Origin of the sequence: Streptomyces sp. 8N706 (assembly GCF_052245415.1) — a bacterium.
In the GTDB taxonomy this organism is placed as follows: Bacteria; Actinomycetota; Actinomycetes; order Streptomycetales; family Streptomycetaceae; genus Streptomyces.
Window position 1 is genome coordinate 1 of record NZ_JBQQBW010000143.1, and the last position, 14,599, is coordinate 14,599.

13 protein-coding genes and 2 rRNA genes are annotated in these 14,599 nt (G+C 72.3%); 3 read left to right on the top strand and 12 right to left on the bottom strand.

Features of this window, described 5'->3' with window-relative positions; all coding sequences use genetic code 11:
• Positions 1-900, top strand: a 900-nt coding sequence (locus ACTWQE_RS30940; protein WP_443332398.1) for a PucR family transcriptional regulator, incomplete at its 5' end; no start/stop codon positions are given.
• 99 nt (positions 901-999) lie between these two features.
• On the opposite strand, the gene ACTWQE_RS30945 is transcribed toward ACTWQE_RS30940, so the two are convergent.
• From ACTWQE_RS30945 to ACTWQE_RS30975, 7 genes are all read right to left on the bottom strand, one after another.
• A complete protein-coding gene (locus ACTWQE_RS30945) occupies positions 1,000-2,172 on the bottom strand; it encodes a zinc-dependent alcohol dehydrogenase (RefSeq protein WP_443332399.1) in 1,173 nt (390 codons plus the stop codon).
• Positions 2,169-3,080, bottom strand: coding sequence for an SRPBCC family protein (locus ACTWQE_RS30950; RefSeq protein ID WP_443332400.1), 912 nt, complete (start codon positions 3,078-3,080; stop codon positions 2,169-2,171). Before ACTWQE_RS30950 ends, ACTWQE_RS30945 begins: the two co-directional genes overlap by 4 nt.
• Positions 3,081-3,249: 169 nt before the next feature.
• Complete coding sequence (locus tag ACTWQE_RS30955; protein ID WP_443332401.1) at positions 3,250-4,359, bottom strand: glycosyltransferase family 4 protein; 1,110 nt, start codon at positions 4,357-4,359, stop codon at positions 3,250-3,252.
• A gap of 497 nt (positions 4,360-4,856) precedes the next feature.
• Positions 4,857-6,575 carry a DNA repair protein RecN gene (gene recN, locus ACTWQE_RS30960; protein WP_443332409.1) on the bottom strand — a complete coding sequence of 573 codons (1,719 nt, stop codon included), beginning with the start codon at positions 6,573-6,575 and terminating at the stop codon, positions 4,857-4,859.
• A gap of 328 nt (positions 6,576-6,903) precedes the next feature.
• Entirely contained in the window at positions 6,904-7,806 is a 903-nt protein-coding gene (locus ACTWQE_RS30965; RefSeq protein WP_443332402.1) for an NAD kinase, read from the bottom strand.
• On the bottom strand, positions 7,803-8,609 hold the full coding sequence (locus ACTWQE_RS30970) for a TlyA family RNA methyltransferase (protein WP_443332403.1): 807 nt from the start codon (positions 8,607-8,609) through the stop codon (positions 7,803-7,805). Before ACTWQE_RS30970 ends, ACTWQE_RS30965 begins: the two co-directional genes overlap by 4 nt.
• A 350-nt stretch (positions 8,610-8,959) precedes the next feature.
• Positions 8,960-9,193, bottom strand: coding sequence for a hypothetical protein (locus ACTWQE_RS30975; RefSeq protein WP_443332404.1), 234 nt, complete (start codon positions 9,191-9,193; stop codon positions 8,960-8,962).
• Between the two features lie 84 nt (positions 9,194-9,277).
• Between ACTWQE_RS30975 and ACTWQE_RS30980 the strand changes: the two genes are divergently transcribed.
• Positions 9,278-9,625, top strand: a complete 348-nt coding sequence (locus ACTWQE_RS30980; protein ID WP_443332405.1) for a sterol-binding protein — start codon at positions 9,278-9,280, stop codon at positions 9,623-9,625.
• 332 nt (positions 9,626-9,957) lie between these two features.
• On the opposite strand, the gene ACTWQE_RS30985 is transcribed toward ACTWQE_RS30980, so the two are convergent.
• Positions 9,958-10,992 (bottom strand): HAD-IIA family hydrolase, encoded by a 1,035-nt coding sequence (locus ACTWQE_RS30985; protein ID WP_443332406.1) that lies wholly within the window; start codon positions 10,990-10,992, stop codon positions 9,958-9,960.
• An 85-nt stretch (positions 10,993-11,077) separates the two neighbouring features.
• Here ACTWQE_RS30985 and ACTWQE_RS30990 point away from each other — a divergent pair, with 85 nt between their 5' ends.
• Positions 11,078-12,358 carry a DUF1015 domain-containing protein gene (locus tag ACTWQE_RS30990; RefSeq protein ID WP_443332407.1) on the top strand — a complete coding sequence of 427 codons (1,281 nt, stop codon included), beginning with the start codon at positions 11,078-11,080 and terminating at the stop codon, positions 12,356-12,358.
• A 94-nt stretch (positions 12,359-12,452) separates the two neighbouring features.
• On the opposite strand, the gene ACTWQE_RS30995 is transcribed toward ACTWQE_RS30990, so the two are convergent.
• From ACTWQE_RS30995 to ACTWQE_RS31010, 4 genes are all read right to left on the bottom strand, one after another.
• The gene (locus ACTWQE_RS30995) at positions 12,453-13,310 is read right to left on the bottom strand and encodes a hypothetical protein (RefSeq protein WP_443332410.1); all 858 of its coding nucleotides are present in this window, start codon (positions 13,308-13,310) and stop codon (positions 12,453-12,455) included.
• Between the two features lie 23 nt (positions 13,311-13,333).
• Entirely contained in the window at positions 13,334-13,963 is a 630-nt protein-coding gene (locus ACTWQE_RS31000; RefSeq protein WP_443332408.1) for a hypothetical protein, read from the bottom strand.
• Between the two features lie 281 nt (positions 13,964-14,244).
• Positions 14,245-14,361, bottom strand: a 5S ribosomal RNA gene (gene rrf, locus ACTWQE_RS31005).
• Positions 14,362-14,495: 134 nt separating this feature from the next.
• Positions 14,496-14,599: ribosomal RNA gene (locus ACTWQE_RS31010) — 23S ribosomal RNA — on the bottom strand; the annotation flags it as partial.

The window sequence follows — 14,599 nt, forward strand, 5'->3', positions numbered from 1 at the left end:
CCGGTGGAGCACCCGTCGGCGCCCGTGCACCGGATCGCGGCGGAGCGGACGGCGGGCCTGCTGGCGGTCGTGCTGATGCAGGCCCGTCAGGAAGAGGAGCTGGCGGCCCGCGGCCGGGGCGATTTCCTCACCGATCTCGCCGAGGGCCGGATCGCGGCGGAGGACGCCCCCGCGCAGGCACATGTGCTGGGCTTCCGCCCCTCCGGGGGACTGCTGCTCCCGGTCGTCATGCGGCTGCCCGCCGAGCTGATCCCCCCGGGCGGCTGGGCGGTACTGGTCCGGGCGGTGCAGGAGGAGCTGACCACGGTCGGCCTGCCGGTACTGGTGGGCGTACGGCCGGTGGAGGGCCGGGTGCCGCTGCTGCTCGGCCTGCGCTCGGAATCCGAGCGAGCGGCCGCCGCCGACCGGGTCGCGGCCGCGCTGCGGGCCGGCGTCGAACGGGCGGGTCTGGAACGCGCCGGAGTCCAGCCGCCTGCCGTCGTCGTCGGTGTCCCCGGGGACTGGGCGGGCGCGGGACCGGGCCTCCGGCACGCCGCCGAGGCGGCGACCGCGGCCCAGGGGCTGCCGTCCCGGCCGTGGTACGACGCGCGACGCCTCGACATCGATCTCCTGCTGTGGCGTCTGCGGGAACACCCCGACCTGGCCGCGTTCGTGGACCGCGCCATCGGCCCGCTGCTGGCCCACGACCGTACGGCGCGCCCGCCGCTGCTGCCGACCCTCGAGGCCTATCTCGCCCACGCGGGCCGCAAAGCGGAGACCGCCCGCGAACTGCACCTGAACCGGCAGACGTTGTACGACCGGCTGGCCCGGATCTCACAGCTGCTGGCCACGGACCTGGACGACCCCCAGGCCGTGCTGGCCCTGAACCTGGCCCTCCAGGCGCGCCGCCACACGCCGTAGACCCTGCGGGGGGAGACGTGGCGGGCGCGGGCGCGCCGCGTCGGAGAAGGCCGCGCTCGAGGGGGCTTTCAGGGCAGTCGGACCGGGGCCGGCGCGCTGCTACGGGGTCAGCACGACCTTGTTGCACTCGTCGCGCTTGTCCCGGAACATCTCGTAGCCCAGCGGCGCGTCATCGAGGTTCATCCGGTGGGAGACGACGAAGCTGGGATCGATCTCGCCCGCGCGTATCCGGCCCATCAGCGGTTCCAGATAGCGGTGCACGTGGCACTGGCCGGCCCGGAGGGTGAGTGAACGGTTCATCAGCGGACCCATGGGGAACTTGTCCACCAGCCCGCCGTAGACGCCGATGACCGACACGATGCCTCCGCTCCGGCAGGCCATGACGGCCTCCCGGAGCGCATGGGGCCGGTCGGTCTCCATCTTGGTGGCCTGCTTGGTGCGGTCGTAGGCGTGCACGGCCCTGGTCGGGTGGTGGCCTTCCATGCCCACCGCATCGATACAGGCATCGGGCCCGCGGCCCGCGGTCATCTCCCGCAGCGCGTCGAGGACGTCGGTCTCCTCGTAGTTGATGACCTCCGCACCCGCCTTGTCCTGCGCGATGCGCAGGCGGTACGGGAATCGGTCGATGGCGATGACCCGTTCGGCGCCCAGAAGAAAGGCGCTGGCCACCGCGAACTGCCCGACCGGCCCGGCACCCCACACCGCGATGGTGTCCCCGGGTTCGATCTCGCACATCTCCGCGCCCATGAAGCCGGTGGGAAAGATGTCCGACAGGAACAGCGCCTGCTCGTCCGGCAGATCCTCCTCGATCTTGAGGGGCCCGACATCGGCGAACGGCACACGCGCGTACTCGGCCTGTCCCCCGGGATATCCGCCGAGCATATGGGAGTAGCCGAAGATGGCCGCCGGGGAGTGCCCCATCAGCTTTTCGGCCATGCCCGCGTTGGGGTTGGAGTTCTCGCAGACCGAGTACTGACGCCGTTCGCAGGCCAGGCAGTTGCCGCAGGCGATCGGGAAGGGAACGACCACGCGGTCACCGGTTCTGAGATTGGAGACCTCGGGCCCCACTTCCACCACTTCGCCCATGAATTCGTGACCGAGGATGTCGCCTTTCTTCATCGTCGGCATGAGGCCGTTGTACAGGTGCAGATCGGAGCCGCAGATCGCGGTCGAGGTGATCCGTACGATCGCGTCGCGTGCGTTGAGGATCTGGGGGTCCGGGACGTCCTGAACGGCGAGCTCGTTGCTGCCCATCCAGCAATTGGCCTTCATGCCGCTCTCCTTCCGTGCGGGCGGGCGGGCCGTTGTCTCAGCAGCCGCCGGGCGCGGGTTCCCTCCGGGCTGCCCTCGCTCCGGACCACCTCGCCCGTTTCCATGACCTGCTTGAAACGGCGCAGGTCGTCCCGCACCTGCTGCTCGGGGTTCTCACCGAAGAGCCTGGCGACGCTCTCGCCGGTCCGCCCGGCGGGCGGCTCGTACACCGCATGCACATGGACCTCCGTGCCGCGCCCGCCGGGAGCGTCGGAGAAACCCACGGTGCCGGAGTTGGCGGGTCCCTTCAGCGATCGCCAGGCGATGAGCTCGCCGGGCCGGTCCTCGACGATTTCCGCATCCCATTCGACCGACCTCACGGGAGCCTTCGCCTCCCAGTGCATATGGCCGTCACCGTCCGTGTGCACGGACTTCAGATGCGTCATGAAGCGGGGCAGATTCTCCAGGTCGCGCCAGAACGCGTACACCTCGGCCCGCGGGCGATTGATCGTGATCGACGCCTTGACCTCATGCTTCTGACCGTTTGTGCTCGTACGGGCCGCGCGGAATGCCGTGTAGACGTCGAGCACGGTCATCCCCGCGACCGCCGCCGTGGCCGCCGCGGCGCGGCGTCGTCTGCTTCCGGCGCGGGTGCGCAACACCCTCTTGAGCAGCGCCAGGTCGGCGGCGTCTCCCGCGATGCGCGGCCACACCCACGGCGCGGGTTCCCTGCTGCCGAGCAGGCCCGCCGCGTGGGACAGCTCCCGGACCCCCACCAGCGGCACCGTCGCGCGGGCACCGGCCGAGTCCTCGACGCCGCTCACCCGGCTGACGGCACGTGGCGCGGCGAGCTGGGCCGCCCCGAGCCCGAGGCTCACCCATCCCAGGCCACGTGCGAGACGCCGGGTGGTCTGATCATTGCTAACCATGTTTCCCCGCCTTCCGCTCGAGCATGGGACCCGGAGTACCCGCCGCTTCTCGGACAAACACCTGATTTCCGAACAATCCCGGATCGCCGTGGGGCGGCGAGCGTTTGACTGGAACAGCGCTCGACCGGAACAGCGCTCGACCGGGAGACGGTCCCTGACGGGAAGACGGTCAGAGCGCGGCGAGTTCGTCGTAGACGCTGAGGACCTGCGCCACCGTCTCGTCCTCGGTCGGCCAGGTGGCGGCCTGGGCGCGGCCGGCCACCGCGAGTTCCGCCCGGCGCCCGGGGCTGGCCAGCAGCCCGCTGACCGCCGTCGACAGAGCCGTCACGTCCCCGTACGGCACGAGTTCCGCCGCCTCCCCCACCAGCTCCGGCACCCCGCCGACCGCCGTCGCCACGAGCGGGACCCCGGCGCGCAGCGCCTCCTGCGCCAGGACGGAACGCGCCTCCCACCGGCTCGGCAGGACAGCGACATCCGCCGCGGTGAGCAGGTCCGCGACGTCCTCGCGGCGGCCGAGCAGCCGCACCGGCAGGTTCTCGACCTCGATCCGCCGCTGCAGCACCGGGCGCTCGGGGCCTTCGCCCGCCAGGACGAGCAGCGGCTGGGGATCGAGCCGCCTCCAGCCGCGAGCGGCGTCGAGCAGCAGCATGTGTCCCTGACGGGTTTCGAGCCGCCCCACGGTGAGCAGCAACGGCCGGTCGTGGACCCCCAGTTCGGCGCGCGCCTTGTGGTACCCGTCCTCCCGCGCGACACCGGCCGGCGCGGGCACGGTGAGCGGCGCGAGCCGGGCGTCGCGCGCGCCCCTCCGCCGGGCGCGGTCCACCAGCTCCGAGGAGGTGCCGAGCACGACTGCCGCGGAGCGAACCGCCCGCCGCTCCATCAGGCGTACGACCTGAGCCCGCGCGCCGTCGGCGTACACGCGGGTGTGCCAGGTGACGACCAGCGGCGTACGACGGCCGCCGAGCGCCAGTGAAGCCCGTACGGCGGCACGCAGACCGTGCGCGTGCACCAGGTCGGCTTCGGCGCAGACGGCCCGCAACACCGACACCGTCGCGGGATCCGTACGCGCCGCGACGGCCGCGAACTGCGCGCCCGCGCCCGTGAAGTCATAAGCGCGCTCGGCGGCGCGCGGGGCGCACACGGTCACGCGCACGCCACGCGCAACAAGCCCCTCGGTCAGCGAGCGGACATGCGCGCCGTTGCCCGAACTGCCGCGTCCCAGCACCTGGACGGCGTGCAATGGCGACTGCCCGTGCGGCGGGACCGGTGTGCTGCTCACGCGGGTGGGGCTCCTGAGTACTGGGCCGGAGAGGGGGCGCACTGCGCGCCCCAGGATGCCAGGCCGACCTGACGGCCAGGCACCGATGGTGCTCACTTTCTGTGTCCCGACGCGACCGTGCTTCCGTCTCATCACCCGACCGAGTGACGGACGCATGTCCTATCCCTAGGTCCCCGGGCTCTTGGGTCCCTGGGTCCCCGGGCTACTGGGTTCCCGGACTGCCGGGTTCCCGGGCTCCCGTGCTTCCCGGGTCCCCGGGCTCCCGTGCTTCCGGACTGCCGGGTTCCCGGGCTTCCGACGGGAAGGGACGGAGCATCAGCCGCGCATTCCTGCCATGCCATCAGCTCGACGGGGCCAGGACCTCCGCTGCCGCTCCGCCGGACCGGACGCCCGGCCTGAGTCCCGTAGCCACCGACGGCCCGCACATCGCGCGCGGCACGGGCCCGTGGTGGCACGGTCCGCCGAGGACCACGGCCCGTACGAAACGACGCCGGCCGTCAGCGGCCCGCCCGCGCCGCCTCCAACAGCTCCTCCGCATGAGCGCGCGCCAGTTCGGAATCCTCCTGCCCCGCCAGCATCCGCGACAGCTCCCGCACCCGGTCCTCGCCCTCCATGGCCTGCACACCACTGCGCGTCACCGAGCCGTCGTTGGTCTTCTCGACCACCAGATGCCGGTCGGCGAAGGCCGCGACCTGCGGAAGGTGAGTGACGACCACGACCTGGGCGGACCGGGCGAGCCGGGCCAGCCGCCGCCCCACCTCGACCGCCGCCTTGCCGCCGACGCCCGCGTCGACCTCGTCGAACAGATACGTCGGTACGGGGTCGGAGCCCGCGAAGACGACCTCGACCGCGAGCATCACCCGGGACAGCTCACCCCCCGAGGCACCCTTGGCGATCGGCCGCGGCTGCGCCCCCGGATGCGGGGCCAGCAGCAGTTCGACGTCGTCGGCCCCGGTCGGGCCGTAGGCGACCGTGCGGCCGTTGACCTCGACCCCCTCCGGGTCCTCGGTCTGCCGCACATCGATGGTCACGCGGGCGTGCGGCATGGCGAGTTCGGACAGTTCGGCCGTGACCGCGGCGGCGAACCGCTGCGCCGCCTCGCTCCGTGCGTCCGTCAACGCCTGTGCGAGGTCGACGAGTTCGGCGCGCAGCCCGTCCCGCTCCGCCGTCAGCTCGCCGATCCGGTCGTCGTCGCCCTCGAGCTCGGCGAGCCGGGCGGCACTCTCCTCCGACCAGGCCAGCACGGCCGAGATGTCCTCGCCGTACTTTCTCGTCAGATGCGTGAGCACCGCGCGCCGCTCCTCCACCGCCGCCAGCCGCAGCGGATCGGCGTCGAGGTCGTCGGCGTATCCGGCCAACTCCCCCGCGGCGTCGGACACCAGGATGCCGATCTCCGCGATCCGGTCGGCGAGCGCCGCGAGGGCCGGATCGTGGGACCGTACGGCTTCCAGCGCCCGGTGCGCCCCCGCCACCAGAGTCGCCGCGTCCACGCCCTCCGGGTCCTCCGGGTCCCCGGCGAGCGCACGGTGTCCCGAGGTCGCGGCGGAGGCGAGGGCCTCGGCGTGGCCCAGCCGCTCCGCCTCGGCCGCCAGGTCGGCGTCCTCACCCGGCTGGGGCTCCGCGGCGGCGATCTCCTCCAGCCCGAAGCGCAGCAGGTCGGCCTCCTGCGCGCGTTCGCGGGCACGCGTGGTCAACTCGTCGAGCTCGGTGGCGACGGCGCGCAGCCGGCGGTAGGCGGCCGCGTACTTCTCCAGGGGCGCGGACACGGCTCCGCCCGCGTACCGGTCGAGGGCCTGCCGCTGCCGCACCGGGCGCAGCAGGCCCTGCTGGTCGGTCTGGCCGTGCACCGCGACAAGGTCGTCGGCGAGCTCACCGAGCAGCCCCACGGGCACCGAGCGCCCTCCCAGATGCGCGCGGGAGCGCCCCTCCGCCGAGACCGTACGGCTGATGAGCAGCGCGCCGTCGTCGAGTTCGGCCCCCGCTTCCCCGGCGCGCACGGCCGCCGGGGCGCCCTCGGGCACGGTGATCCGCCCCTCGACGACCGCCGCCTTGGCACCGATCCGCACCAGCGCCGGGTCGGCGCGACCGCCGAGCAGCAGGCCGAGGCTGGTGACCACCATCGTCTTGCCCGCGCCGGTCTCACCGGTCACCGCGGTGAAGCCGGGGGACAGCTCCACGACAGCGTCGTCGATGACCCCGAGCGACCGTATCCGCATCTCCTCCAACACGGACACGACCTTACGAGGTTCCGAGGCCGGCGCGCGACGTGCTCCCCCGTGGCACGCCCGGAAGGCACCTCCGCACCCCGTCCGGGCGACGGTCCCGCGCCCGCGCCCGCCCCCGGCTACGGCACTCCTCCCGCCCCGGCCGGAGGGGCACCCGGCCGGCCGGGCACCCCGTGGGCCGTGGCGTCCGGCTCACCCCGGTACGAGAGGCCTCCGGCCGGGCGCGGCTCCCACCCGCCCTGCGAAGCTCCCTCCTGCTACCCCTCGGCGGGTCCCTGGTCCCCCGGATCACCTGACCTCGGCGTGGGCAGGCGCAGTGTCACTGCGGGGCACCCCGCCAGCCCGCCACGGGGAGGGCGAACTTCGCGACGATCCGGTCCGTGAAGGACGCGTGGTGCAGCCGCGCCAGCCGTACGGGCACAGCCCCCCGCCGGACCTCCACACGGGCGCCCGCGGGCAGTTCGACCGTGCGCCGCCCGTCGCACCACAGCACCCCGTGCGGGGTCTGCGGCTGCACCTCGACCGCGAGCACGGACTTGGGCGCGGTGACCAGCGGCTTCGCGAAAAGTGCGTGTGCGCTGATCGGGACCATGAGCAGCGCCTCGACCTCCGGCCACACCACCGGGCCACCGGCCGAGAAGGCGTAGGCGGTGGAGCCGGTGGGAGTGGCGCAGACGACTCCGTCGCCGCCGAAGCGCGACACCGGCCGGCCGTCGACCTCGGTGACGACCTCCAACATGCGTTCGCGTGCGGCCTTCTCCACGGACGCCTCGTTGAGCGCCCAGTCCCGGTGGACGATCTGCCCGTTGTTGCGCACCAGAACATCGATGGTCATGCGCTCCTCGACCTCGTACGAGCGCGTGACGACCCGGTCGACCACCTTGTCGAGGTCATCGCGCTCGGCCTCGGCGAGGAAGCCGACGCGGCCGAGGTTGACCCCGAGCAGCGGCACGCCCGAGGCGTGGGCGAACTCGGCTCCGCGCAGCAGCGTCCCATCGCCGCCGAGTACCACCAGCAGCTCGCAGCCGTCGAGGATCCGGGACGTGGCCTCGACCAGCTCCACTTCCGGAGGCAGGGGCAGATCGGCGGCCTCCTCCGCCAGTACACGGACACCGATGCCGCAGCGGAGCAGGCCCTGGACCACCAGTTCGGCGCTGCGCACGGCGGCCGGCCGGCCTGTGTGGGCGAGCAGGAAAACGGTGCGTGCTGTCGTCGTCGTCAACGCGGCCCCTCCGCCACTGCACGGTCAACATCGGCCGGGTCCAGTGCGGGTGCCCCGGCGCGCAACCAAAGAAAGTACTCGACATTGCCGGACGGTCCCGGCAGCGGGCTCGCGGTGACGCCCAGTACGCCCAGGCCCAGACCGGCGGCCTGGCCGGCCACGGTCCGTACGGCCTCGGCGCGCAGCTCGGGGCTCCTGACGACTCCGCCACTGCCGAGTCGTTCCTTGCCCACCTCGAATTGCGGCTTGACCATCAGCACGAGATCGGCGTCCGGTGCGGCGCAGCGGACCAGTGCGGGCAGCACCAGGCCGAGCGGAATAAAGGAGAGATCGCCGACGACCAGGTCGGCCGGCTCCCCGTCGATGTGCTCGAGTTCCAGTTCACGGACGTTCGTACGGTCCTTGACCGTCACCCGTTCATCACTCTGCAGAGACCAGGCGAGCTGCCCGTACCCGACGTCGACGGCGACGACATGTCCGGCGCCGTTCCGTAGCAGCACATCGGTGAATCCACCGGTCGACGCTCCGGCGTCCAGCGCGCGGCGGCCCTCGACCTTCAGCCCCCGCGGGGTGAAGGCGGCCAGGGCCCCGGCGAGCTTGTGCCCGCCCCGGGACACGTAGTCCGGGTCGGCGTCGTCCTTCGTCACGACGACGGCCGCGCTCGTCTCCACCTGGGTGGCGGCCTTGGTCGCGGTGAGACCGCCGACGGTCACCCGGCCCGCGGCGATCAGCTGGCTCGCGTGCTCCCGCGATCGGGCCAGCCTGCGGCGCACCAGCTCCGCGTCGAGTCGGCGTCGTGCCACGTCCGGTTCGCTCCTTCCGAGCGGAAATGCCTGCAGAGGGATGCACCGCTCATACGGTGCGTTGTCGCGCTGCTCCGATGCCCGCGGTACCGCTCCGCATCCACGGTGCCGCGTACGCGCCGCCGCGCCGCCCGGGAGTGCCGGGGCACCGGATTCCGGCACCGGCGGCTCCCTGTCCGCTACGGGTGCCTGGGCGGGGGCCCGGGGTCACGCGGGTCCGGGGCCACCTGCCCGAGGCCCGCACGGCCCGTGCACTCGGCCGGCGGGCCACAGCGGCGGCGGCCCCGGGCCGCGGGCTCCGCTCCAGGGCCCGAGCGGTCGACCTCCTGTCGTCTACATCGGCCTGTCGTCTACATCGGCCGCGCGTGCCCCTGCCCGGTGTCGAGCGAGGTGAGCGCGTCACGCAGGCCCCGGTGCACATCCTCGTACACCTCGAGGTGCCCGTCCGCCGGAAGGTGGTCGGCATCGGCCAGGCGATCCAACTGTGCGTCGACGTCGGCGTTCCCCGTGGGTGTACGGGTGACACCGAGCGGCAGCGGCTCGTCCTCCGGTCCCGGCTCCGCACCGGGCATCGGCTCAGTCATGCCCCCGACGCTACCCCGAACTGCACCTTCTTCGGAGAACTCGGAGACCTCCGAGAACGACGGCCTGGGGTACCGTCGACCACGATGAGGACGATCGAGGAGTGCCGCCGCGCACTCGACCGGCTGTCGGAGAACCTCGGGCGGACCAACGGCGACCTGCGCAGCGCGGCTGCCCTGGACCGCTCGCTGAGCTGTCGTATCCCCGATCTGGACGTGACCTTCCTGGGACGCCTGGCCCAGAGCCGGATCCAGGATGTGACGACCGTGCCCGGCCCACCGCCGGAACGGGCTCAGATCCGGCTGACGATGGCGAGTGACGACCTCGTGGCGCTGGTGGACGGCGAACTCAATTTCGCCAGGGCCTGGGGCAGCGGCCGGATCAAGTTCGAGGCGGGTGTGCGTGACTTGCTGCGGCTGCGCTCGCTGCTGTAGCCCGCCGCTCCAGGCCCTGTCTGATCCCGCCTGATCCGGCCGCCGTACGTCCGTCGGCGACCACGCGTACCCACCGCACCCCGTCGGCGCCCAGGGCTGTGGCCACCGCACCCCGGGTCTGCGGCCGCGGCCCGGACGCGGCGGGCCGCCGGGAAAGCCTCCGCACGAACCGCCGCACGACAGGGCCGGGGAGACCATCGAGCGATTACGGCCGGAATCCGACGGCCCGCTCCGGCGCCGCCCCGCTGCAGAACCCAGTCGCTTCCGCCCCCGCCGCCGAGCGCCGAACCCCAGTCGCTTCAGACCCCAGTCGATGCAGAACGCCGACCGCTTCAGAACCCCAGCCGCGCCAGCGCCTTGTCCGTGTCCACGCCGTCACCGGCGCCCTCCCCCGCCTCCGTCCACACCGCGGCACACAGCGCCCGCAACCCGTCGATCGCCTCGCCCCCGCCGTCGAGAGCGGCCGTCCCGTCGCGTACGGAGGCCGTCCAGCCCCCGCAGCGGAAGCCCGCTCCGACCGCGGCGACCTCCGGCTGACCCGTCAGCAGCCCCCGTAGATCGGCCGCCACATACGTCGGGCGGTGCTGCGGCGGAGCCGCCAGCAGATGCCCCGCGTCCGTCACTCCGGTCAGCACCAGCAGCGAATCCACCCCGCCCACATGAGCGCCCTCGATATCCGTGTCGAGCCGGTCCCCCACGACCAGCGGACGCTTCGCCCCCGTACGCAGCACCGTCTCGCGGTGCATCGGCGGCAGCGGCTTGCCCGCCACCTGAGGCCGCCTGCCCGTGGCGATCCGTACGACCTCCACGAGCGCCCCGTTGCCGGGTGCGGTCCCCCGTGCGGTCGGAATCGTCAGATCCGTGTTCGAGGCGAAATACGGCAGCCCCCGCGCCACGGCGTACGAAGCCTCCGCCAGCTGCTCCCACCCCACCGTCGGGTCGTAGCCCTGGACGACGGCCGCCGGCTCGTCGGTCAGTGAGTCCACCGGCTCCAGTCCCCGCTCCCGCAGCGCGACCCGCAGTCCCTCGCCGCCGATGGCCAGGACGCGCGCGCCCTCCGGGACCTGACCGGCGATCAGTCGTGCGACGGCCTGCGCCGAGGTGATCACATCACCGGCCCCGGCGGGCACCCCGAGCCGCGTCAGATGCTCGGCCACGGCCTGCGGTGTACGGGACGCGTTGTTGGTGACGTACGCGAGGTGCATCCCGCCGTCCCGCGCCGTCTCCAGCGACTCGACCGCATGCCCGATCGCCTCACCGCCCGCGTAGACGACCCCGTCCAGGTCGAGCAGCGCCGTGTCGTACGCCTCGCTCAGCGGCCGCTCACCCGACGCGGTCCGGGTCCGGATCCGGCTCTGCCCACTCATGGTGCCTCGTTCCTCGCTCACTGCCATCCCCGCTCATCCATCCCCCGATCATCCCGCATCCTCAAGAGCCGCATAACATGCATCAATGACCACACGTGGGCCCGCACGCGGCGGATTGCGACTGTCGGCCTTCCGGGGTCTGCGCTACGCCCCGGAGCGGGTGGGCAGCCTCGCCGCCGTCACCTCCCCGCCGTACGACGTCGTGGTCCGGCCGGACGGCCTGCGCCATCTCGAGACCGCCGACCCGTACAACATCGTCCGGCTGATTCTGCCGCACTCCGCCGCTCCGGCCGCCCGCCACCGGCAGGCCGCGGAGACGCTGCGCCGCTGGCAGGCCGAGGGTGTGCTCATCGCGGACCCCGAGCCCGCGCTGTACGTCTACGAACAGCGCGGCGGGGGCCTGTTGCAACGCGGACTGATCGGCACGCTCCGGCTCAGCCCGCCCGAGGACGGCATCGTGCTCCCGCACGAGGACGTCATGCCGGACATTGTCGAGGACCGCGCCGAACTGATGCGTGAGACGGCGGCCAACCTCGAGCCACTGCTGCTCTCCTACCGCGGCAGCGGCGCCGCCGACGGAGCGGCGGCCGTCATCGAGCGGGCCGTTCAGCGCACCCCGCTGCTGTCCACCACCACGGAGGACGGCTTCCGACACCGCTTGTGGGCCGTGACCGACCCGGCCGAACTCGCCGGGATCGCCGAGGATCTCGCCGGTCACCAAGCTCTCATCGCCGACGGCCACCACCGCTGGGCGACGTACCTCCGGCTGCGGGACGAGCGGTCGGGGCCCGGCCCCTGGGATTTCGGTCTGGTGCTCCTCGTGGACACCGCGCGCTACCCGCTGCGCGTCCGCGCCATCCACCGACTGCTCCACGGGCTGCCGGTCGCGGATGCCGTGACGTCCCTCGAGGGCGTGTTCCGCATACGGAAGGTGGCGGGGCCCCTGCCCGACGCGCTCGACAGCCTCGCGGACGCTTCGGAGGCGGGAAGCAACGCGTTCCTTCTCGCGGGTGACGGCGCCTTCCGTCTCATCGACCGCCCGGACGCCGGCCTTCTCGACAAGACCGTCCCGAAGGGCCGCCCGGAAGCCTGGCGGACCTTGGACGCGACCGTTCTGCACTCCCTCCTCCTGGAGCGCATCTGGCAGGTCCCGGACAACCCGGAGCAGATCGGCTACATCCACGACGCGGCGGCGGCCGTCGAACAGGCGGAACGGCGGGGCGGAACAGCCGTACTGATGCACCCGGTCGGCGAGGACGTCGTCCGTGAACTGGCGCAACAGGGCGTCACGATGCCCAGGAAGTCCACCTCGTTCGGTCCGAAACCGGCTACGGGTCTGGTGTTGCGCAGCCTCGAGCTGGGCTGACCCGGGCCCGTAGAAATGGAGGAGGGCGGCCCCGTGCGGGACCGCCCTCCTTACTCGGTGCCGGCGTCAGTGCCACGCCGGCGTGGAGTGCCGATCAGTCCCTGGGCTCATCGGAGCGCTCATCGGCACCGGGATCGGACACGGCATCGGCATCAGCCGCGGCATCGGCTCCGGAACCGCTCTCGGCGGTCTCCGGCGCACCGTCGGCCGCGGTGTCCGCCGAGGGAGCCTCCACGTCCGCGGTGTCCGTCGAGGGCACCTCCGCGTCCATCGAGGGGGCCTCCGCCTCGGTCGAGGGGGCCTCCCCCTCCGCGTCCGGGTCGAACGCGTCCATGAACTCCACTCCGTCCAGTTCCGCGAGCCGGTCCGAAGCGTTCGTGGTGCCACCCTGGTCGGCCTCGAGAGCCCTGGCGAACCACTCGCGCGCGTCCTCCTCGCGGCCGACGGCGAGCAGTGCGTCGGCGTACGCATAGCGCAGCCGCGCCGTCCACGGCTGGACGGAACTCGACGCCAGCTCAGAGCTCTGCAGTGTCACCACGGCGGCGTCGGCCTGGCCCATGTCCCGCCGCGCACCGGCCGCGACCAGCCGCATCTCCACCTGCCCGGCGCGGTCCAGCTTCTGCACCTCGGGCTCGCCCGCCATGGCGAGCGCACGCTCGGGACGCCCCATACCGCGTTCGCAGTCCGCCATCACCGGCCACAGCTCCACGGAGCCGGTCATACGGCGAGCGGCCCGGAACTCGGCGAGCGCCTCGGAGTATTTGCCGACGGCGTACGCGGCGAAGCCGGCGGCCTCCCGTACGGCTGCGACCCGCGAGGCGAGCCGCAGCGCGATGCGCGAGTACTCATACGCCCGCTCCGGCTCCTCGTCGAGCAGCTTGGCGACCATGACGAGATTCTTGGCGACATCGTCGGCCAATGTCTTCGGCAGGCTCATGAGCTCCTGCCGCACATCCTTGTCGATCTCCTCACCGGTCACGTCCTCGGGGATCGGCAGCCGCTTGATCGGCTCACGGTCACGCTCCCCCCGGTCACGGTCGTCCCGACGCCCGTAACCGCCGGAACGGTCATCACGCCGCCCGTAACCGCCGGAACGGTCGTCGCGTCCGCGGCCACCCTGGCCGTACGGACGCCGCGGTCCCCGGTCGTCGCGTCCACGGAAGCCACCGCGCTCGTCTTCGCGACGCGGACCACGCGGGCGCTCCTCTCGGCCCCGGTCGCGGTCGTCGCGGCGGTACGCAGGGCGCTCGTCACGACCCCGGTCGCGGTCATCACGGGAGTACGCAGGGCGGTCCTCACGCCGTTCGTAGCCGCCACCCGGGCGCCCGCCCCGGTCACGGTCACGACCCCGGTCACGATCGTCGCGCCCACGGAAACCACCGCGGTCATCCTCCCGACGCGGACCACGAGGACGCTCATCACGACGGAAGTCCCGCCGGTCGTCATCACGCCGCGGACCCCGGTCATCCCGACGATCCTCACGCCGGTCATCCCGCCGGAACCCCGCCGCCCCACGATCATCCCGACGGAAACCCGAACGGTCACGATCATCACGATCCCGCCGGAACCCACCCCGGTCACGATCATCATCACGACGCGGACCACGAGGACGCTCCTCACGGCCCCGGTCGCGAGTGCGGTCATCATCACGGTCTCTGCGCGGCCCCGAGGCCCTGAAGTCCCGTCGGTCACCGCCATCTTGACGCCTCGGCTGGCGCTCCGAGCGCCCCGGCCGGTCCTCGGGCGAGTTGGTGGACATCGACGTGACTCCTGTCTTGAGGTACCGCAGTCATTCTCGCGCAGTCGGCAAGCCGCTGCGCCTCGGAAAATACAAAAGGACCCTTGGTCCCAGCATGCACGCTGGGACCAAGGGTCCTTCAAAGATTGTTCGGCGGCGTCCTACTCTCCCACAGGGTCCCCCCTGCAGTACCATCGGCGCTGAAAGGCTTAGCTTCCGGGTTCGGAATGTAACCGGGCGTTTCCCTAACGCAATGGCCACCGAAACACCATCGGGTGTCTTAGCGAACAAGCACTCTCTTCAATTAGGTGAAGCTGCCATCCCGCAGGGCGGGAAATTGGCTAGTGCACCGGTGCGACTGTTCGCAACCCGGGAACTACACAGTGGACGCGAGCAACTGAGGACAAGCCCTCGGCCTATTAGTACCAGTCAGCTCCAGCAGTCACCTGCCTTCCACACCTGGCCTATCAACCCAGTCGTCTACTGGGAGCCTTAACCCCTCA